Below are 19,897 nucleotides of genomic sequence, written 5' to 3'. Positions count from 1 at the left end.
CTTTAGCTCAGGCCGCGCAGGCTTCAAACCCCTTACGCAATTCGTTCTCGTTGAGATCGCGCCCGATGAAGACGAGGCGGCTCTCGCGCGTCTCGCCATCCTTCCAGTCGCGCTGCAGGTCGCCGTCCAGGATCATGTGCACGCCCTGGAAGACGAAGCGGCGCGGCTCGTTCTTGAAGGCCAGAATGCCCTTGGAACGCAGGATGTTCGGCCCCTGAATCTGGGTGAGGTCGTTGATCCACGGCATGAATTTTTCAGGATCGACATCGCCCGGCACGGTCAGCGAGATCGAGCGCACATCCTCGGCATGGTGATGATGATGCCCGGATTCGAGGAAATCCGGCTCGATATCGAGGATGCGGTCGAGATCGAAAGCGTTGCGGTCGAGCAGCGCGGCGATATCGACATTGGCGCGCTCGGCCTTGTGCAGCTTGGCATAGGGGTTGATGGCGCGGATCGCGGCCTCGACATCCGCCAGCTCGTCCGCCGTCACCAGATCGGTCTTGTTGAGCACGATGACGTCGGCGAAGGCGATCTGGTTCTTGGCTTCCGGCGCATCCTTCAGCCGGTCCTTCAGCCACTTGGCGTCGGTCACGGTCACGACCGCGTCGAGACGGGTGGCATCGCCGACATCCTGGTCGACGAAGAAGGTCTGGGCGACCGGCGCGGGATCGGCGAGACCGGTGGTCTCGACGATGATCGCGTCGAACTTGCCCTTGCGCTTCATCAGGCCGTCGAGAATGCGGATCAGGTCGCCGCGTACGGTGCAGCAGATGCAGCCGTTATTCATCTCGAAGATTTCCTCGTCGGCGCCGACGATGAGGTCACCGTCGATGCCGGCCTCGCCGAACTCGTTGACGATCACGGCGAACTTCTTGCCGTGGTCCTCGGTCAGGATGCGGTTGAGGAGCGTGGTCTTGCCGGCGCCCAGATAGCCGGTGAGCACCGTGACGGGGATTTTCTCGGACATGGCTTGACCTGAATGACTGCGACGCGACGAGGATGACACCGCCCGGTCAGGCCGGGCCGGCGGCGAGCGCCTTTTCGATTTCGCTTATATTGTGCTTCATCATCCGGATGTAAGTCCCCGCCGGCCCGCTCTCGGCCGAGAGCGCATCCGAATAGAGCCGGCCGCCGACCTTGGCGCCGCTCTCACGCGCGATCTGCTCGACAAGGCGCGGATTGGTGACGTTCTCGAGAAAGACCGCCGGAATCTTCTGCGCCTTCACCTGCCGGATGATGCGGGCGACATCCCTGGCGGAAGCCTCGGCCTCGGTCGAAACGCCCTGCGGCGCGACGAAGGCGATGCCATAGGCCTTCACGAAATAGCCGAAGGCATCATGGGTGGTGATCGCCTTGCGTCGCTCGGCCGGGATGCGGGCGATGGCGGCTTTCACCTCGCCTTCGAGCGTGTCGAGCTCGGCGAGATAGGCCGTGGCATTGGCCTCGTAGCTTGCCTTGCCGGCGGGGTCGGCCGCGCTCAGCGCATCCCTGACATTGGCGACATAGATCTTCGCATTGGCGATGCTCTGCCAGGCATGAGGGTCGTCATGACCATGGGCATGCGCGTGGCCGCCCTTGGCCTTGTCGTCGTGGTCGTCATCGGCCTCCAGCGGCGTGATGCCATTGGTCGCCTCGGCCAGCACAGCCTTGGTGCCGGAGGATTTCACGAGGCGTGGCAGCCAGCCCTCGAAATGCAGGCCGTTGACCAGGACAAGCCTGGCCGAGGCCATCGCCTTCGCATCGGCCGGTGTCGGCGAATAGACATGCGCGTCACCGTCCGGGCCGACCAGCGTGGTCACGCTGACGCGCTCGCCCCCGACCTGCCGGACGAAATCGCCGAGGATCGAGAAGCTCGCCACCACCGGCAGCTTCCCTTGTGCGCTCTCCTGCGCAAAGGCGCCGAACGGCGTGGCGACTGCGGCAAGCCCGAAAGCGAGGCCAGCGACGAAAGCGCGACGGGTGGGCATGGGCGACTCCAGAATATGTAACGATATAACATATCTATCTCTGGAGATGGGCTCGTGGCAAGAGGCGTCGCGCAAGCCCGCCCTGCGAGCCGAACAGGAGCGAGCCCAGATAGATCGCGCCGGCGGCCAGAATGACCGACGGCCCCGCCGGCAGGCTCGACCCCGCCGCATAGGACACGACAAGCCCGGCATAGCCGGACACCATGCCGAAGCCGGCCGCGAGCAAGAGGAGCCGCGTGATATCGGCGGTCCAGAAGCGTGCGGCGGCCGCCGGCAGCATCATCATGCCAACGGCGAGCAAGGTCCCCAGCGCATGGAAACCGGCGACGAGATTGAGCACGACGAGCGCGAGGAAGGCGAGATGTACGACGCCACCCGAGCGGCTGACCGAACGCAGGAAGCCGGGGTCGACGCATTCCAGCACCAATGGCCGATAGAGCGCCGCCAGCGACAAGAGCGACACGGTCGCGACGCCGGCGAGCAGGATCAGCACCTGGTCGTCGAGCGCCAGCACATTGCCGAAGAGCACATGCAGCAGGTCGATCGCCGAGCCCCGGAGCGAGACGATGGTGACGCCGAGCGCCAGCGAGATCAGGTAGAAGGCGGCGAGCGAGGCGTCTTCCTTGAGGACGGTCGCGCGCGCCACCGCGCCTGCCGCCAGCGCCACCGCGAAGCCGGCCGCGAGCCCGCCGATCGTCATCGCCGGCAGCGAGAATCCCGCAACGAGATAGCCCAGAGCCGCGCCGGGCAGGATGGCATGCGCCATGGCATCGCCCGTCAGGCTCATGCGCCTGAGCATCAGGAAGACGCCGATCGGCGCGCCCGAGACGGAAAGCGCGACCACGCCGACGAGCGCGCGGCGCATGAAGTCGAATTCGGCGAAGGGGCCGATGAGAAGGTCGTAGAACATCGGCTTGGCCTGTTTGAGCGGATCAGGCGGCGTCGCGCTGGCAGGGAACGGCGTGGCTGTCGAAGGCCTCGACCATGCGTCGCGCCTTCAGCAGGTTCTCGGGCGTCAGCACAGTCGCGGTCTCGCCCCAGGCCACGGCCTCGCGCGCCAGCAGCAGCGTCTGCGGGAAGGCCTGCCTGACCGTCTCGATATCGTGCAGCACGGCCACGACCGTGCGGCTCTCGCCATGCCAGCGCCGCACCAGCTCCAGCAGATCGGCGGTGGTGCGGGCATCGATCGCGGTGAAGGGCTCGTCGAGCAGGATCACGTCGGCATCCTGCAGCAGGAGTCGCGCGAAAAGCGCCCGCTGCATCTGGCCGCCGGAGAGCGTGCCGATCGGCCGGCGCTCGAAGCCTGTGAGTCCCACGGCCGCGATGGCGTGCTCGATCTTGTGAGCGGCCCCCGCACCGATCCGGCCGAAGATGCCGGCGCGGTTCCACAGGCCCATGGCGACGAGATCGTAGACATGGATCGGGAAGGAGCGGTCGAGATCGGCCGATTGCGGGAGATAGGCGAGCCGCTTGCCCCTGGCGAGCGCAACGCCGCCCGAGAGTGGCGCGAGTGCCCCGGCAATGCCCTTGAGCAAGGTCGACTTGCCGGCGCCGTTCGGCCCGACGATGGCGGTCAAACTGCCGGTCTCGATCTCGCCGGAGAGATGATGCACCGCCGGATGGCGGTCATAGCCCAGCGTCAGGTCGGTCAGGCGGATGGCGGACATGATGCTACTCGATCACAGGATCACGGCCAGGGTCGCCAGCCAGAGCAAGGCGACGACGACAGCGGCCAATCCCACGCGCGTTCCCGCCGACAGACGCAGCAGCGACCACCCCGGAGCTTCCGAGGCGACGCGATGCGTGTGAGGAGCGTGCGCGTGAGCCATAAGAAATGATATAATGTTACGCCCACGCCGGAGCAAGCACGATTCCGCGCCCGTCCCCGCTCAGAACGGCAGGTACTGGTAGAGCCAGGTCTCGGTCAGCACGGTATCGCCCGCCTTGAGATAGCAGCGCATCTCGACCGGTTCGCTGCCGGCGACGGTGAGGTCGAACTGGGCGCGCCAATGGCCGGAGACGTCGTCCGGAACCGCTTCGGTGAAGACATAGGAGAAGCTGCCGCGCGAGGTCGAGAGCACCACCTCCGGCTTCGTGCCGAAGGGGATCGCCTCCAGCGCCGAGCCGAGGAACTCGACCATGAACTTGCGCACGCCCCGCGGCCGCGCCGTCCCCGGCTGGCCGCCATTGCCGAGCCGCATCGCGACGACCCGCCCGAGCTTCGTCGGGAAGGGCTCGTCGGAGAGCCAATGCAGCGTGTAGCGGAAATTATAGGCGTTGCCGGCCTTGGCTGGCGCCTCCGGCACCCACATCGCCACGATATTGTCGTGGATCTCATCGTCGGTCGGGATCTCGATGAGTTGCACCGAGCCCCTGCCCCACTGCCCGTCCGTCTCGACCCAGAGGCTCGGGCGGCGCTCGTAATGCACGCCGTCGAGATAATGCCCGGTCTCGCGGTCGCGCTGCATCAGCCCGAAACCGCGCGGGTCGCTGTCGACGAAGGACGAGGCCATGGTGTGCGGGGGATTGTTCAGGGAGCGCCAGGCGCGCTCGCCCGAACCGGTCCAGAGCCCGAGCCCGTCGGAATCATGCACCTCGGGGCGCCAGTCGACCGCCGTCTGCTTGACCGTCTCGGAATACCAGAACATCGAGGTCAGCGGCGCGATACCGAGCCGCGAGACGTCCTTGCGCAGATTGAGCGCGGTCTCGATCTCCATGGTGACGCCCTTGCCGCGATGCATGCGGAAGCGATAGGCGCCGGCCAGGCTCGGCCCTGAAAGCAGCGCATGGACCACGACATGTTCGGCGCCCGCCTGCGGGGTTTCCAGCCAGATATGGGTGAAATCGGGGAATTCCTCGGCCTTGCCGGAGACCGCCGGGTCGATCGCGACGCCGCGCGCCGACAGGCCGTACTGGTAGAGTTCGCCGATGGCGCGAAAATAGGAGGCACCGAGAAAGGCGACCCAATCGTTCGTCTTCCAGTCGAGCGCCTCGCCGTTGCGTCCGGGATGGCCGCTGCGGCTTTCCTGGAGGCGGAAGCCGGCGAAGCCCGCTCCGGCGGGGAGTTCGCGCGCCGGCGAGCTGACGGGCATCTCGAAATAGCTGGCGTCGTAGACGATCTCGCGCGCCGTGCCGTCATCGACGACATGCATCCTGACCGGCTTCTGGAAGAAGCGGCCGAGATGGAAGAAGGTCACCGGCCAGGGCGAGGGACCATTCGCCCAGAGCGCCGCCTCCGGCTTGAACCGGATCTTGCCATGGGCCTCGTAATCGATCCGCCGCATCACCTCGGGCCGCGGATTCGGCGGCGCCTCATAGGGCTTGGCCGCCATCTCCTTCGCCCGCGCCTTCAGGGCTTCGAAGCTGAAATCCCTGGCTTCGCCGAGCTTGAGCCCCTGCTGCGCCAGGGCTTCCGGCGCAAAGCCGAGCGCGGCAAGCGTCGCTGTCGCGCCCGCGCCGGCGAGAAGAGTCCGTCGGTCGAGGCGAAGCCCCTGGCTGCTACCCTGCTCGGCGCGGTCCTGCATGTTGTTCCTGGTCATTCGTTGCTCGGAAGCGCAGCCAGCCCGCCCATGGCGAAGTGACCGTGCGAAACCGGAGATAGGCAGCCGATCATGGCGAAACCAGTCCGGCCCTTGGGCTAAAGGCGGACTGCCACCTGTTGTCGAACGCTTTCCCTTTCCGGTTCAGCATGCTCTAAAAACGCGACAACTGGCCGCATGAGCCGGAGCGACCCTCAGGGAGATGTCATGAAAGCACAGTTCCGCAGCCGTCTTGCCGGCTTTGCCGCCGCCGTTGCGCTGGTCGCCGCGCCGGTCACCGCCAGCGCCCAGGAGTTCATCAACATCCTGACCGGCGGCACCTCCGGCGTTTATTATCCGATGGGCGTCGCGCTCTCGAAGATCTATGGCGAGAAGATCCAGAACGTCCGGCCGACCGTGCAGGCGACCAAGGCCTCGGTCGAGAATCTCGTGCTGCTGCAGCAGGGCCGCGGCGAGATCGCCTTCACGCTGGGCGATTCGCTCGACGCCGCCTGGAAGGGCGACGAGGAAGCCGGCTTCAAGGCGCCGCTGAAGAAGCTGCGCGGCGTCACCGCGATCTACCCGAACTACGTCCAGATCGTCGCCTCGAAGGAGAGCGGCATCAAGACGCTGGCCGATCTCAAGGGCAAGCGCCTCTCGGTCGGCGCGCCGAAATCCGGCACCGAGCTCAACGCCCGCGCCATCCTCGCCGCCGCCGGCATCACCTACAAGGACCTCGGCAAGATCGAGTATCTGCCCTTCGCCGAGTCGGTCGAGCTGATGAAGAACCGCCAGCTCGATGCGACCCTGCAATCGGCCGGCCTCGGCGTCGCCTCGCTGCGCGATCTCTCGACCTCGGTCGAGATCAATGTCGTCGAGGTGCCGAAGGCCGTCATCGACAAGGCCGGCCCGCCCTTCATCAGCGCCCCGATCCCGGCCAATACCTATACCGGCCAGAGCGCGGCGGTGAACACGGCTGCCGTGGTCAACTACCTCGTCACCCATGAGGGCGTTAAGGAGGAGCTGGTCTACCAGATGACGAAGGCGATCTTCGAGAATCTCGGCGAGCTCGCCGCCTCGCATGCAGCCGGCAAGGAGATCAAGCTGGAGAAGGCGCTCGACGGCATGCCGGTCCCGCTGCATCCGGGCGCCGCGCGCTATCTCAAGGAAAAGGGCCTGAAGGTCGGGTCCTGACGTCTGCATGAAGCGTGTCATCCCGTGCGCGCCGCAGCGTGAAACGCTGCTGCGCAGACACGGGACCTCACGACGAGAAGGCGCCTTCTCCTGAGAACGATCCCGCATCTGCGCAGCGGCATTCCATGCCGCGGCGCGTGCGGGATGACATATGAGCACCGGCAGGATCTGGACGATGACCACCACCGCCGCCGAAACCGACCAGTTGGAAACCCTCTCCGGTGCGAAGCCGGGCGAGGTCGAGCACGCCGATCTGGATAATTTCGAGCATGGCTTCCCGCCCGGCTTCGGCCCCGGCGGCTGGGGCCTGTTCGCCTATGCGCTGGCGCTCGCCTTCGCCGCCTTCCAGATTGCGGTCTCCGCCTGGAACTTCCTGCCGAGCCAGGCGGCGCGCGGCGTCCATGTCGGCTTCCTGCTGCTGCTCTCCTTCGGCCTCATCGCCAATTTCAGGGCCAAGGACACGCCCGGCCGCCTGCTTGGCTGGGCGCTCGGCATCCTCGGCTTCGGCATCGGCCTCTATCAGTGGATTTTCTACGCCGACCTGATCCTGCGCGACGGCGATCCCTCGACGCTCGATCTCGTCGTCGGCACGCTCCTGATCGTGCTGATCTTCGAGGCGGCCCGCCGTTTGATGGGCAACGCCCTGCCGATCATGTGCGGCGTCTGCCTGCTCTACTGGTTCTTCGGCCAGTATCTGCCCGCGCCCTTCAACCATCGCGGCTACGGCTTCGACCAGATCATCGGCCACCTCTCCTTCGGCACGGAAGGCTTCTACGGCACGCCGATCTACGTCTCCGCGACCTATATCTTCCTGTTCATCGTCTTCGGTTCCTTCCTCGAAAAGGCGGGGATGATCCACCTCTTCAACGATGTCTCGCTTGGCCTCTTCGGCGGCGCGCGCGGCGGCCCGGCCAAGGTCGCCGTGGTCTCGTCGGGCATGATGGGCATGATCTCCGGCTCCGGCGTCGCCAATGTCGTCACCGTCGGCCAGTTCACCATTCCGCTGATGATCAAGTTCGGCTATCGGCGCGCCTTCGCCGCCGGCGTCGAGGCCACGGCCTCGATGGGCGGCCAGATCATGCCGCCGGTGATGGGCGCCGTCGCCTTCATCATGGCCGAGACGCTGGGCGTGCCCTATGCCGAAATCGTCAAGGCGGCTGCGATCCCTGCCGTGCTCTATTTCGCCTCGGCCTTCTGGATGGTGCATCTGGAAGCGGGCAAATACGGCCTCAAGGGCATCGAGCGCTCCATGCTGCCGAGCCCGCTCAAGGCCCTGCGCGAGCGCTGGTATCTGGCGCTGCCGCTCGCCGTGCTGGTCTTCATGCTGTTCCACGGCTTCACGCCGCTCTTCGCCGGCACGATGGGCCTGGCATTGACCGTCGGGCTCCTGCTTGGCGCCGGCATCACGGCCGGCTTCAGCACGCACACGCTGCGGATCATCTTCTGGGTCGGGCTCGGGCTCATCGCCGCCGCGCTCTTCCGCGAGGGCATGGATATCCGCATCGTCGCCGGGTTGATCGCGGTCCTGGTCCTCGCCAACGCCTTCACGCTCGGCGGGCGCACGACGCTGGCGATCAGCCGCGACGCGCTGGCCGACAGCGCCAAGACGGCGCTGCCCGTCGGCATCGCCTGCGCCATCGTCGGCACCATTATCGGCCTGATGACGCAGACCGGCATCGGCACCACCTTCGGCGCCTGGATCATCGGGCTCGGCCAGCACAGCCTGTTCCTGGCCCTGATCCTGACGATGATCCTGTCGATCCTGCTCGGCACCGGCATCCCGACGATCCCGACCTATATCATCGTCGCCGCGCTGGCCGCCCCGGCACTGGAAAAGCTCGGCGTGCCGCTGATCGTCAGCCACATGTTCGCCTTCTACTACGGCATCATGGCCGACCTCTCGCCGCCGGTAGCGCTGGCAGCGCTCGCCGCCGCACCGATCGCCAAGGAGAACCCGGACAAGATCGGCTGGGAGGCGATGCGCGTCGCGCTCGCGGGCTATGTCATCCCCTTCATCGCCGTCTATTCGCCGGCGCTGATGCTGCAGCAGGGTGATCCGATGGCGAACGTCATCGGCTTCTGGCCGGCCGTGGTCTACGCCACCTTCAAGGCGACCATCGCCATCGGCCTCTTCGGCATGGTCGCGATCGGCTGGCTGTTCGGGCGCCTGACCGTGATCGAGCGCGTGCTCTGCTTCGGCGCCGCCGTGCTGCTCTTCGGCGAGTTCGCCTATAGCGACCCGCTCGGCTATGCGCTGGCTATCGCCATCGTCGGGCGGCACTGGCTGGCCGCGCGCAAGGCAGAGACGGCCGTCGCATGAGCCTGTGCCTCGCGGCCGGAGCGCTCGTGGTAGCGCTCGGCACGGGCGAGATCACGCTGGGCTGGCGCCATTCGGTGCAGAAGACGCTCTGGGAGGAGGTCTGGCGGGAAACGCCCGCCGGCCTGGAGATCGTCGAGGCCCGGATCGAAGGCTCGGGCGCCGGCATGGATCCGCCCGATGGCGCGAAGCTCGTGGGTGGCTTCTGGCGCTGGCATCCGGCGCTGCCGCCGCTGAAGGACGTGGTGATGCGCCGCTCGGGCGCAACGGCCGACTGGCGCATCTGCATGTCATCGGGCTGCCGCCCCATGGGAGATTATCTCCCGGCGGATGCCGATCCGGTCACGCTGAAGGTCTGCGATTGATAGGAAAGGCCGAAGGCCTCAATCGACCTCGGTCAGATGCTCGATCTTGAGCATGCGGCGCATCAGGTTGACGATGCCGTAGGCCGCGAAGACCGAGAAGATCGCCATCATGATGTATTCGAAGATGGTGCCGAGCTCGAACAGGCCCGCCAGCGCCCAGCCAGCCGCCAGCGCCACGCCGAGGAGCTCGACCGCGATCAGAATCCCGAACGAGGTGACCATGATCAGGTTGCGCCAGTTGGTATGCCGTCCGGCCATGCTGTCCTTCCTTCGCGCGAGCACCTCAAGCGGTCATGCGCCCCACGCACCTAGCGGAGCTTGCCGCCCCATGCAACAAATTCGCGCCCCTTGCCCAGATGGGCACGATCTGCGCGCTTGAAAAGTCCTGATGCTGGATACGCCTGTCTTCGCTTCCGCCGCCGTGGCGGCCCCTCACCGCCTCGCCTCCGAAGCGGGCCGGGCTGTTCTGGCCGAAGGCGGCAACGCCATCGAGGCCATGGTCGCGATGGCCGCGACGATCGCCGTGGTCTATCCGCATATGAACGCCATCGGCGGCGACGGCTTCTGGCTGGTGCATGAGCCCGGCGGGAAGATGCACGGCATCGAGGCCTGCGGCCCGGCCGGCTCGCTCGCCACGATCGAGCGCTATCGCGGCAAGGGCTGTGACGTCCTGCCTGCGCGCGGGCCGGAAGCGGCCCTGACCGTCGCCGGCGCCGTCGGCGGCTGGCAGCTCGCCCTCGATCTCTCCCGCGCGCTCGGCGGCCGCATGCCGCTGCGGGAATTGCTGATCGATGCGATCGCGCATTGCCGCGAGGGCTATGCGGTCTCGGATTCCGAATTGGGCAACAAGCCGAACGAACTGGAGGCCCTGAAGGCCGCTCCCGGCTTCCTCTCCGGCTTCTGGATCGATGGCGCCCCGCCCGGGCCCGGCGCCCGCCGCAAGCCGGAGGCGCTCGGCGCCGCCCTGCAGCAGCTCGCCGATGCCGGCCTCGACGATTTCTACCGCGGCGATGTCGGCCGCGAGATCGCCGCCGATCTGGAGCGCATCGGCGCCCCCGTCACGCGCACCGACCTCGAACGCTATCACGCACGCTCCGTCGCACCCCTCTCGCTGAAGCTGCCCGGTCTGACCGTCGCCAACCTGCCGCCGCCGACGCAAGGGTTGGCCTCGCTGATGATCCTCGGCATCTTCGAGCGGCTCGGCCCCTGGAAGCTCGACTCGTTCGAGCATCATCACGGCCTGATCGAGGCGACGAAGCGCGCCTTCGCGATCCGAGACCGCTACGTCACCGACCCGGCCGAGCTCGACCACCCGCCCACCGAATTCCTGACCGAGGCCGCGCTGGCCCGAGAGGCTGCCGCCATCGATATGAAGCGGGCTGCAAAGCTGCCGCTGCGCCATGGCGACGGCGACACGGTCTGGATGGGCGCCATCGACGGCAAGGGCCTCGCAGTCTCCTATATCCAGTCGATCTACTGGGAATACGGCTCCGGCTGCGTGCTGCCGGCGACCGGCATCCACTGGCAGAATCGCGGCGTCTCCTTCTCGCTCGACAAGAACGCCACCAATCCGCTGGTTCCGGGCCGCAAACCCTTCCACACGCTGAACCCGGCGCTTGCCCGCTTCGATGACGGGCGCGTCCTGCCCTATGGCGCGATGGGTGGCGACGGCCAGCCGCAGTTCCAGGCGCAGATCCTGACGCGCTACCGCGCCGGCCAGAACCTCGCCACGGCCGTCGATGCACCGCGCTGGCTCTTCGGCAAGACCTGGGGTGCGGGCTCGACCAGCCTCAAGTTCGAGGATCGATTCGACCCGTCGCTGCTGGAGCAGCTCGATGCCGCCGGCCATCCGGTCGAGGAAAGCGGCCTCGCCTATTCCGAGGGCTTCGGCCATGCCGGCATGCTCGTGAAGCACGCCAGGGGCCAGGTCGAAGCTGTGCATGATCCGCGTTCCGATGGCGATGCGAGGGGGCTCTGACGCATGACTTTCGACGATCCGTTCCGCTGCTTCCTTCCCTACCCCGACGCCGAGGTGAAGCATGCCGTCGCTGGCCCGCTCGCCGGGCTGACGCTGGCGGTGAAGGATCTCTTCGACATCAAGGGCTACCCGACCGGGGCGGGCTCGCCGCTGGTGCTGGCGCAGTCCGGCATCAAAGCCAAGACGGCCCCGATCGTGAAGGACCTGCTCAAGGCCGGCGCCCGCTTCGTCGGCAAGACCCATACCGACGAACTCGCCTTCTCGCTGAACGGCCAGAACGCCCATTTCGGCTCGCCGATCAATCCGGCGGCGCCCGACCGGATCACCGGCGGCTCCTCCTGCGGTTCGATGGCAGCGGTCGCCGGGCGCCTCGCGGATATCGCTCTCGGATCGGACACCGGCGGCTCGGTCCGCGCGCCGGCGAGCTATGGCGGCCTCTTCGGCATCCGGCCGAGCCACGGCCGGCTCTCGCTGAAGCGCACCTGGCCGCTCGCGGCAAGCCTCGACACGCCCGGCTGGTTCGCTCGCGACGGCGAGACCTTCGCCCGCGTCGCCAATGTCCTGTTCGGCCCCGACAAGACGGAACTCCCGGAGGCGCCGCGCCTCCTGATGGCCGACGACATGTTCGCCCAGGCCGTGCCCGAGGCGGAGACGATCCTGCGCAATGTCGTGCAGCGCACGGTTCCGGCGCTCGGCCAACCCGAGGGCATCAAGCTCGTCCGCGATCTCGACCCGCTCTACTGGGCCTTCCGCTGGATCCAGGGCCGCGAAGCTTGGGCTTCGGACGGCCCGATGATCGAACGCTTCAGCCCCCCGCTCGGGCCCGGCGTGAAGGAGCGCTTCGCCTTCTCGAAGGCGGTGACCGACTCCGAATATGCCAAGGGCGAATCCACCCGGAAATCCGTCCGCACCAGGCTTTCGCGCCTGCTCGGCCAGGATGGCGTGCTGATCCTGCCGACCATGCCGGATATCGCGCCGCTGATCGCGGCGAAGGAGCCCGAGCTGGAGGATTTCCGCAACCGGGCGCTGCGCCTGCTCTGTCTTGCGGGCTTGTCCGGCTTCCCGCAGATCACGATTCCCGTGGCGCAGCGCGAGGGCGCCCCGCTCGGCCTGTCGCTGATCGGACCGAAGGGCTCCGACCGCTCGCTCGTCGCCTTCGCGGTGCGCTATGAGCGCGCCGCCCGCATCCGGATCGCCTGAGAGGAGACCGCCATGAGCGGACATCACCACCACGATCACGACCACGACAACCACTTCACCGCCATCGAAGCGCGGGTGAAGGCTCTGGAAACGCTGATGGTCCAGAAGGGCTATGTCGATCCGGCTGCGCTCGACGCGATCATCGACACCTACGAGACCAGGATCGGCCCGCGCGACGGCGCCCGCATCGTCGCCAGGGCCTGGACCGATCCGGCCTTCGCCGAGCGCCTGAAAGCGGACGGCACGGCGGCGGTCGGCGAACTCGGCTATGGCGGACGCGGCGGCGAGCATATCGTCGCTTGCTTCAACACGCCCGAGCAGCACAACCTCATCGTCTGCACCCTCTGCTCCTGCTATCCGTGGCCGGTGCTCGGACTGCCGCCGGTTTGGTACAAATCCCCGCCCTATCGCGCCAAGGCGGTGATCGACCCGCGCGGCACCATCGCCGATTTCGGCGTGACGCTGCCGGAGAACCAGCGCGTCCGCGTCTGGGACTCGACCGCCGAGACCCGCTTCATCGTCATCCCGATGCGGCCCGCCGGCACCGAGGGCTGGAGCGAGGAGAAGCTCGCCAGCATCGTCTCCCGCGATTCCATGATCGGCACCGGCCTTCCTCGCGTGGAGGACGCCGCATGAACAGCGCCCATGATCTCGGCGGCCAGATGGGTTTCGGGCCGGTCGTTCCCGAGCCGAACGAGCCGGTCTTCCATGGCGACTGGGAAAAGCGCGTGCTCGCGATCAATGTTGCGGCCGGCGCGATGGGTGCCTGGTCGATCGACGAGATCCGCCATGCCCGCGAGAGCCTGCCGCCGGCGCAGTATCTCTCCTCGACCTATTACGAGATCTGGCTCGCCGCCCTCGACAAGGTTCTGGTCAAGCACGGCTTCCTGAGCACGGACGAACTCGCCAACGGCAGGCCGGTCCCCGAACGCCGCGAGCCCAAGCGCGTGCTCAAGGGCGAGGAGGTCGCCGGTGTCCTGCGGCGCGGCTTCCCCTATGAGCGCAAGGCCGAGGCGCCGGCCCGCTTTGCGGTCGGCGACAGGGTCCGCACCATCGTGATGCATCCGCAGCACCATACCCGCCTGCCGCGCTATGCCCGCGGCAAGACCGGCGTGGTCGAGCGCATCATCGGCTGCCATGTCTTCCCCGACACGGGTGCGCAGGGGCAGCCCGAGACGGCGCAATGGCTCTACACGGTGGTCTTCGACGGCCGCGAGCTCTGGGGCCGCGACGCCGATCTGAAATCAACCGTCAGCATCGAGGCCTGGGAGAGCTATCTTGAGCCGGCCTGAGACCGATCTGTCGGCGGCATTGGCCGCCGACACCCCGATCCCGCGCGATGCCGAGGGACCGATCTTCGCCGAACCCTGGCAGGCCCAGGCATTCGCGCTGGTCGTCGAACTCCAGAACAAGGGCGTCTTCACCGCCGAGGAATGGGCGCAGGCGCTCGGTGCCGAAATCCGCGAAGCGCTCGCGGCTGGCGGCTGCAAGGACGGCTCTGACTATTACGAGCGCTGGTGCGAGGCGCTGGAGCACCTGCTGATCGCGAAGGGGCTCACCTCCCATGACGGCGTCGACGCGCTCGCCGCCTCATGGGCCCGCGCCGCCGAAGCGACGCCGCATGGCAAGCCGATCCTGCTGGAGAACGACCCGCTACGTACCGCATAAGCCGGGTTCACCCTCGTCGTCATTGCGAAGAGCGAAGCGACGAAGCAATCCAGGGAGACCGGGTGAAACGCTTCGACCCAGTCCTCCTGGATTGCTTCGCTACGCTCGCAATGACAGGATCAGCTCCCCGCGCCGCCGATCCAGAGACCGGTGAACAGCGCCGCGCCGAGCACGGCGACGAAGGCGGCTGCCAGCAATTCGAGCCCGGCGATCAGGCGGGCCGAGCGCAGGCTGCCACCGCCGGCGAATTTCAGTGCGGCGAACTTGAAGAAGACGGCGAAGGCCGCCAGCGCCCCGGTGGTGAGCGCCGTGCCCAAAGCCATCGCGAAGGTCGCGGCGATGCCGGCCCAGAACAGCCCCTGCGCATTGGCGAAGACGAGGATGATCAGCGCCCCCGCGCAAGGCCTTGCACCGGCCGCGACGACGACGCCGGCCATGTCGCGCCAGCCGGCGAGCCGCGAGACCTGCTCGGCATCGGGCATATGGACATGGTCGCAAGCCGCCGGATCATGCGCCCCGCCCGCTTCCAGCCGGACCAGCGCACCCGCCTTGCGCCAGAGCATCAAGAGCCCCACCAGTGCGACCAGCAGGAAGCTGCCCTGCTCGATCACGGTCGTCGCGGCGTTCATCTGCATCGCGGTCACCCGCAGCAGCAGCGTCGCCACGCTCACGATCGCGATCGCGACCAAGGCCTGCAGGAGTGCGGCAGCAAAGCTTAAGGCCAAGCCTCGCTTCAGGCTGCGGTTGTCGGCGACGATATAGCCGGAGATCACCGCCTTGCCGTGACCGGGCCCGGCCGCATGGAAGACGCCATAGCCGAAGGAGAGCCCGAGCAGCCCCCAGAGCGCGGCCGGCGCGGTCGCGATCGCCTTCAGCGTCGCCGTCAATTCGCGATAGAAACTCGACTGCCAGGCGATCAGCACCGCGCCGAAACCGGTGGTGGAGGGCAAGGCCTCGCGCGGCAAGGCCGTGCCGAAGGGATTGCGCGGCGGGGGCGGAGGCGGCGGGCTGATGCTCGCGATCAGCAGGGCGAGCAGCGCAACCACGCCCCCGACCAGCAACAGCGCCAGCGCAAAGGCGATCAGGCGCCGCGACAGCGTGGCAGCGGCCGGATGCGCTGTCTCGGCCGATGTCACGGACATGCCACCAGCGCCCGTGTCGTCACCTCGAGCCCACTGACATCGGGCGTCGCGGTGATATCGGCCTCGGCGAGGCGCTTCTGGGTGGCGTCATCGAGCTTGGGTGGACGATTGACCCGCACCACGCAGCCCTGCGGCGCACCCTTGGTGACTACCGCATCGGGCGCGTCGACGATGTCGAAGGCGACGAAATAGGTGGGGTCGCCGATCTCGATGCCGAAGGAGCGCGCCTTCGCCGGGCTCTTCAGCGGCAGCGTGAAGACCAGCGTCAGCACCTTGTCGGCGTAGGACATGACCTGCTCGCCGGGCGTGCCGAATTCCTGCTTGCGGCCGTTGAGCTTGGCGGCGGTGAAGAACTCGACATCGGGCAGCGATTCGACATTGATCTTGGCGAGTTCGGCCAGCTCGTCCGAGGTCAGCTTGCCGTCGCCGTTCTTGTCGAGGCCTTGCGTGATATAGGCCGAATAGGCCTCATCGAAGCTCCAATGGTGCCGGATCGCCTGCACCGATCCATCGGCCGTGAAGACGATTTCCGCCTTGGCATTGACGAAGACATGCGGATGCGCTGCCGCCGGCCCGGCCGCGATGGCTGCCAGCAGGAGCCCGAAAAGGGCCGTAAGATGCGCGCGTCGCGTCAAAGGCGAACCCTCCGTGATCCCCGTGGGTCTGCGTGGATCATGGTTAAGCGATCGTCAACGGGCGCTTCGTCACGCCTGATCGCTGCGACAGCCATCCCTGCCAAACGGGGCCAAATCGCGGCGCTCCTCCCGTGGCGCACAGCGGCCGTTCCCGCAAACCGCTGGACCCCGCCTCGAAAACTGGAATGATACCAGATCAATTGACCGCCCCCGGTCGATATGTCAGCCTTGCTGACATATTCGCCGCGGAGACGGCAAAGCATGAGGCCGGGACTACCGGCCCGTCGGCGGGAACGACGATCCGGGAGGCCGAACATGGCCGAGACACCACGGAAATCCGACACCGAGGCGGGCGCGCTGCGCCAAGCCGGACTGCGCGAGGTCGCGCTCGACGACAAATACGATCTCGACAAGCGCGAGGTCTTCCTCACCGGCACACAAGCCGTCGCCCGCATGCTGCTGATGCAGCGCGAGCGCGACCGGCAGGCCGGGCTCGATACGGCGGGCTTCGTCTCCGGCTATCGCGGCTCCCCGCTCGGCGGCCTCGACCAGCAATTGATGCGGGCGTCCAAGCCCCTCAAGGCCGCGAACATCGTCTTCCAGCCGGGCCTCAACGAGGACCTCGCCGCGACCGCGATCTGGGGCACGCAGCAGGCGGGCCTGAGCGGCGAGGGCAAGCACGACGGCGTCTTCGCGCTCTGGTACGGCAAGGGCCCGGGCGTCGATCGCTCCGGCGACGTCTTCCGCCACGGCAACATGGCCGGCACCGATCCCAAGGGCGGCGTGATCTGCCTGATGGGCGACGACCACACCGCGGAATCCTCGACCAACGCCCACCAGACCGAATTCGTGCTGGTCGACCGGATGATGCCGATCCTCAACCCGGCCGGCGTGCAGGAGATCATCGATTACGGCCTGCACGGCATCGCGCTCTCGCGCTTCGCCTCGGTCTGGGTCGGCATCAAATGCGTCAAGGACAACATCGAATCGACCGCATCGATCGATGGCTCGCTCGACCGCGTCGCCATCGTCACGCCCACCGATTACACCCCGCCGCCCGGCGGCCTCGCGATCCGCCGAGAGCTCGATTTCGTCGAGCAGGAACGCCGGATGCATCTCTACAAGCGCGATGCGATGCTGGCCTATCTGCGCGCCAACAAACTGAACCGCATCGTTACCCAGGGCGGCAAGACGCCGCGCATCGGCATCGCAACCGTCGGCAAATCCTATCTCGACGTGCAGCAGGCACTGGCCGATCTCGGCATCGACGAGGTCCGCGCCAATGATCTCGGCATCCGCCTGTTCAAGCTCGCCTGCCCCTGGCCGATCGACCCGGCCGAGCTGAAGGCCTTCGCTGATGGACTAGACCTGATCATGGTCGTCGAGGAGAAGCGCTCGCTGATCGAGGTGCAGGTTCGCGAGGAGCTTTACGGCGCCGCGCACCAGCCGATGGTCATCGGCAAGAAGGATGAGACCGGCGACTGGCTCTTCCCGGTCCATGGCGCACTCGACCCCAACGATATCGCGATCGCATTGGGCGGCCGCCTGCTGCAATACCGCGACGACCCTGCCTTGCGCGCCCGGCTGGAGGAGATCGCCGCGGCGCAGGGACGCCTCGCCGAGGCGCAGGAAATCGCGAGGCGCACGCCCTATTTCTGCTCGGGCTGCCCGCATAATTCCTCGACAATCGTGCCCGAGGGGTCGCGCGCCTATGCCGGCATCGGCTGCCACTACATGGTGCAGTGGATGGACCGCGACACGGCGGGCTTCACCCAGATGGGCGGCGAAGGCGCCAACTGGGTCGGCGAGGCGCCGTTCTCGAAGCGCGGCCATGTCTTCCAGAATCTCGGCGACGGCACCTATACCCATTCCGGTTCGCTCGCGATTCGCTGGGCCGTCGCGAGCGGCGTCACCCTCACCTACAAGCTGCTCTACAACGATGCGGTGGCCATGACCGGCGGCCAGCAGGCCGAAGGCCATCTCTCGCCCGACCAGATGGCAAGGCAGGTCGCAGCCGAAGGGGTGCAGCGCATCGCCGTCGTCAGCGACGACCCCGGCAAATATCCGCCCGGCACGCAGTGGCCGGCCGGCACCACCCTGCATCATCGCGACGAGCTCGACGCCGTCCAGCGCGAGCTCGCCGGAACCTCCGGCGTCTCGTTGCTGCTCTACGACCAGACCTGTGCCACCGAGAAGCGCAGGCGCCGCAAGCGTGGGGCCTATCCCGACCCGGACAAGCGCGTGATCGTCAACGAGCTGGTCTGCGAGGGCTGCGGCGATTGCGGCGTGCAATCGAACTGCGTCTCGGTGCAGCCGCTGGAAACCGAATTCGGCCGCAAGCGCCAGATCGACCAGTCGAACTGCAACAAGGATTTTTCCTGCGTGAAGGGCTTCTGCCCGTCCCTCGTCACGGTCCACGGCGCGAAGCCGAAGAAGGCCGATCCGCTCCGGCTCGATGCCGCGGCGCTCGGCGAAAGCGAGCTGCCGGAGCCGTTCGTGCCGGCGCTCGACCGCAGCTTCGCGGTGATCGTCACCGGCGTCGGCGGCACCGGCGTCGTCACCATCGGCGCCATTCTCGGCATGGCCGCGCATCTCGAAGGCAAGGGTTGCGGCATGATCGACATGGCCGGCCTCGCCCAGAAGGGCGGCGCCGTCTTCAGCCATGTGAAACTCGCGCCGCATCCGGACGATATCCACGCCATCCGCGTCACCGCCGGGCAGGCCGATCTCGTGCTGGGCTGCGACCTCACCGTCACCGGCTCGAAGAAGGTGCTCGGCGCGATCCGGCCGGAGCGCGGCACGGTCATCGTCAACACGGCCGAGAGCCTGCCGGGCGATTTCACCCGCAACGCCGATTTCTCGCTGCCGACCGAGCGCCTGAAACGCGCGATCCTCTCGGCCGCCGGCCGCGAGCAGACGCACTTCCTAGACGCGACGGCAGCAGCGGTCGCCTTCCTCGGCAATGCCATCGCCGCCAACATGTTCATGCTCGGCCATGCTTGGCAACTTGGCGCCGTGCCGCTCTCCCGCGAGGCCCTGCTCAGGGCGATCGAGCTCAATGGCGAGGCCGTCGCCATGAACAAGCAGGCGTTCGAGCTCGGCCGCCGCGCCGCGCATGCCCCCGAAGCGCTCGCCGGCCTCCTGTCGCAAAGCAAGGCGGCAACGCCCGCACGCCAGCTCTCGCAGACGCTGGAAGAGATCATCGAGCGCCGCGTCGCCTTTCTCACCGCCTATCAGAATGCGGCCTATGCGGCGCGTTATCGCCATCTCGTCGCCCGTGCGCAAACGCGGGAAGCGGCGGTCATGCCCGGCCAGAGCGCGCTGAGCGAGGCCGTCGCCCGCAACCTGTTCAAGCTGATGGCCTACAAGGACGAGTACGAGGTTGCCCGGCTCTACAGCGACGGCGCCTTCCGCAAGCAGGTCGCCGCGACTTTCGAGGCCGAGGGCAGCGAGGGGAAGCCGCTGCGCTATGAGTTCCACCTCGCCCCGCCGTTGCTGGCCCGGCGCGATCCGAATACAGGCTTGCCCCGCAAGCTGAGCTTCGGCCCCTGGATGATGGGCGCCTTCTCGGTGCTGGCGAAGCTCAAGGGCCTGCGCGGCACGGCTCTCGACCTCTTCGGCTATACCGCCGAACGCCGTACCGAGCGCCGGCTGATCGCGGATTACGAAGTGCTGCTGAACGAATTGCTGACCCGGCTCACGCCCGAGAACCATGCGTTTTGCGTGGCATTGGCCGCGATTCCGGAGAAAATCCGCGGCTTCGGTCACGTCAAGGAGCGGCATCTCAAGGCGGCGAAGGCTGAGGAGGCGATGCTGCTTGGGCAGTTGCGCGAGGGTGGCTCTGACGCCGCACTGCCGCAGGCTGCCGAATGAGGCAAGGAGCTTTCGGCGCCTCTTTGGTTCAACTTGA

18 protein-coding genes are annotated in these 19,897 nt (G+C 67.2%); 9 read left to right on the top strand and 9 right to left on the bottom strand.

Going from position 1 to position 19,897, the window contains the following annotated elements:
- Nucleotides 1–7 precede the first annotated feature (7 nt).
- Genes AC1RLU_RS18280 through AC1RLU_RS18255 form a run of 6 tightly spaced genes read right to left on the bottom strand, consistent with a single transcriptional unit; the run spans nt 8 to nt 5,509 of the window.
- Nucleotides 8–970: a CobW family GTP-binding protein gene (locus tag AC1RLU_RS18280; RefSeq protein WP_492797293.1), complete on the bottom strand. Its 963-nt coding sequence runs from the start codon at nt 968–970 to the stop codon at nt 8–10.
- 46 nt (nt 971–1,016) lie between these two features.
- Nucleotides 1,017–1,970: a metal ABC transporter substrate-binding protein gene (locus tag AC1RLU_RS18275; RefSeq protein ID WP_492797292.1), complete on the bottom strand. Its 954-nt coding sequence runs from the start codon at nt 1,968–1,970 to the stop codon at nt 1,017–1,019.
- A gap of 34 nt (nt 1,971–2,004) precedes the next feature.
- Nucleotides 2,005–2,880: a metal ABC transporter permease gene (locus tag AC1RLU_RS18270; protein ID WP_492797290.1), complete on the bottom strand. Its 876-nt coding sequence runs from the start codon at nt 2,878–2,880 to the stop codon at nt 2,005–2,007.
- Nucleotides 2,881–2,902: 22 nt separating this feature from the next.
- Nucleotides 2,903–3,637, bottom strand: a complete 735-nt coding sequence (gene aztA, locus AC1RLU_RS18265) for a zinc ABC transporter ATP-binding protein AztA (protein WP_061965964.1) — start codon at nt 3,635–3,637, stop codon at nt 2,903–2,905.
- Between the two features lie 12 nt (nt 3,638–3,649).
- Nucleotides 3,650–3,799: a hypothetical protein gene (locus tag AC1RLU_RS18260; RefSeq protein ID WP_492797288.1), complete on the bottom strand. Its 150-nt coding sequence runs from the start codon at nt 3,797–3,799 to the stop codon at nt 3,650–3,652.
- A gap of 60 nt (nt 3,800–3,859) precedes the next feature.
- On the bottom strand, nt 3,860–5,509 hold the full coding sequence (locus AC1RLU_RS18255) for an OpgD/OpgG family glucan biosynthesis protein (RefSeq protein ID WP_492797286.1): 1,650 nt from the start codon (nt 5,507–5,509) through the stop codon (nt 3,860–3,862).
- 207 nt (nt 5,510–5,716) lie between these two features.
- Here AC1RLU_RS18255 and AC1RLU_RS18250 point away from each other — a divergent pair, with 207 nt between their 5' ends.
- The 3 genes from AC1RLU_RS18250 (at nt 5,717) to AC1RLU_RS18240 (ending at nt 9,364) form a co-directional block, all read left to right on the top strand.
- Nucleotides 5,717–6,682, top strand: coding sequence for a TAXI family TRAP transporter solute-binding subunit (locus AC1RLU_RS18250; protein WP_113586852.1), 966 nt, complete (start codon nt 5,717–5,719; stop codon nt 6,680–6,682).
- A gap of 175 nt (nt 6,683–6,857) precedes the next feature.
- On the top strand, nt 6,858–9,002 hold the full coding sequence (locus AC1RLU_RS18245; protein ID WP_492797283.1) for a TRAP transporter permease: 2,145 nt from the start codon (nt 6,858–6,860) through the stop codon (nt 9,000–9,002).
- Complete coding sequence (locus AC1RLU_RS18240; protein ID WP_492797282.1) at nt 8,999–9,364, top strand: DUF1850 domain-containing protein; 366 nt, start codon at nt 8,999–9,001, stop codon at nt 9,362–9,364. The genes AC1RLU_RS18245 and AC1RLU_RS18240 overlap by 4 nt, the downstream gene beginning before the upstream one ends.
- Before the next feature lie 18 nt (nt 9,365–9,382).
- Here the strand turns inward: AC1RLU_RS18240 and AC1RLU_RS18235 are convergent, their stop codons facing one another.
- Nucleotides 9,383–9,622 (bottom strand): hypothetical protein, encoded by a 240-nt coding sequence (locus tag AC1RLU_RS18235; protein WP_061965956.1) that lies wholly within the window; start codon nt 9,620–9,622, stop codon nt 9,383–9,385.
- Nucleotides 9,623–9,752: 130 nt separating this feature from the next.
- On the opposite strand from AC1RLU_RS18235, the gene AC1RLU_RS18230 reads away from it, so the two are divergent.
- Genes AC1RLU_RS18230 through AC1RLU_RS18210 form a run of 5 tightly spaced genes read left to right on the top strand, consistent with a single transcriptional unit; the run spans nt 9,753 to nt 14,210 of the window.
- Nucleotides 9,753–11,342 carry a gamma-glutamyltransferase family protein gene (locus tag AC1RLU_RS18230; protein ID WP_492797280.1) on the top strand — a complete coding sequence of 530 codons (1,590 nt, stop codon included), beginning with the start codon at nt 9,753–9,755 and terminating at the stop codon, nt 11,340–11,342.
- Between the two features lie 3 nt (nt 11,343–11,345).
- On the top strand, nt 11,346–12,542 hold the full coding sequence (locus AC1RLU_RS18225; RefSeq protein WP_061965953.1) for an amidase: 1,197 nt from the start codon (nt 11,346–11,348) through the stop codon (nt 12,540–12,542).
- Between the two features lie 12 nt (nt 12,543–12,554).
- The gene (gene nthA / locus AC1RLU_RS18220; protein WP_492797278.1) at nt 12,555–13,178 is read left to right on the top strand and encodes a nitrile hydratase subunit alpha; all 624 of its coding nucleotides are present in this window, start codon (nt 12,555–12,557) and stop codon (nt 13,176–13,178) included.
- Entirely contained in the window at nt 13,175–13,834 is a 660-nt protein-coding gene (gene nthB, locus AC1RLU_RS18215) for a nitrile hydratase subunit beta (protein ID WP_492797276.1), read from the top strand. Before nthA ends, nthB begins: the two co-directional genes overlap by 4 nt.
- Nucleotides 13,821–14,210 carry a nitrile hydratase accessory protein gene (locus AC1RLU_RS18210; protein WP_492797275.1) on the top strand — a complete coding sequence of 130 codons (390 nt, stop codon included), beginning with the start codon at nt 13,821–13,823 and terminating at the stop codon, nt 14,208–14,210. The genes nthB and AC1RLU_RS18210 overlap by 14 nt, the downstream gene beginning before the upstream one ends.
- A 119-nt stretch (nt 14,211–14,329) precedes the next feature.
- On the opposite strand, the gene AC1RLU_RS18205 is transcribed toward AC1RLU_RS18210, so the two are convergent.
- Together AC1RLU_RS18205 and AC1RLU_RS18200 are read right to left on the bottom strand one after the other, a co-directional pair.
- Nucleotides 14,330–15,352, bottom strand: coding sequence for a nickel/cobalt transporter (locus AC1RLU_RS18205; RefSeq protein WP_492797274.1), 1,023 nt, complete (start codon nt 15,350–15,352; stop codon nt 14,330–14,332).
- Nucleotides 15,343–15,987 (bottom strand): DUF1007 family protein, encoded by a 645-nt coding sequence (locus AC1RLU_RS18200; RefSeq protein ID WP_492797273.1) that lies wholly within the window; start codon nt 15,985–15,987, stop codon nt 15,343–15,345. Before AC1RLU_RS18200 ends, AC1RLU_RS18205 begins: the two co-directional genes overlap by 10 nt.
- A 315-nt stretch (nt 15,988–16,302) precedes the next feature.
- On the opposite strand from AC1RLU_RS18200, the gene AC1RLU_RS18195 reads away from it, so the two are divergent.
- Nucleotides 16,303–19,860 carry an indolepyruvate ferredoxin oxidoreductase family protein gene (locus tag AC1RLU_RS18195; protein WP_492797271.1) on the top strand — a complete coding sequence of 1,186 codons (3,558 nt, stop codon included), beginning with the start codon at nt 16,303–16,305 and terminating at the stop codon, nt 19,858–19,860.
- Nucleotides 19,861–19,897 lie beyond the last annotated feature (37 nt).

Source organism: Allobosea sp. GW822-FHT05A11 (assembly GCF_058800455.1).
Note: the sequence above shows the minus strand (reverse complement) of the source record. Positions and strands in the feature narration are given on the sequence as shown.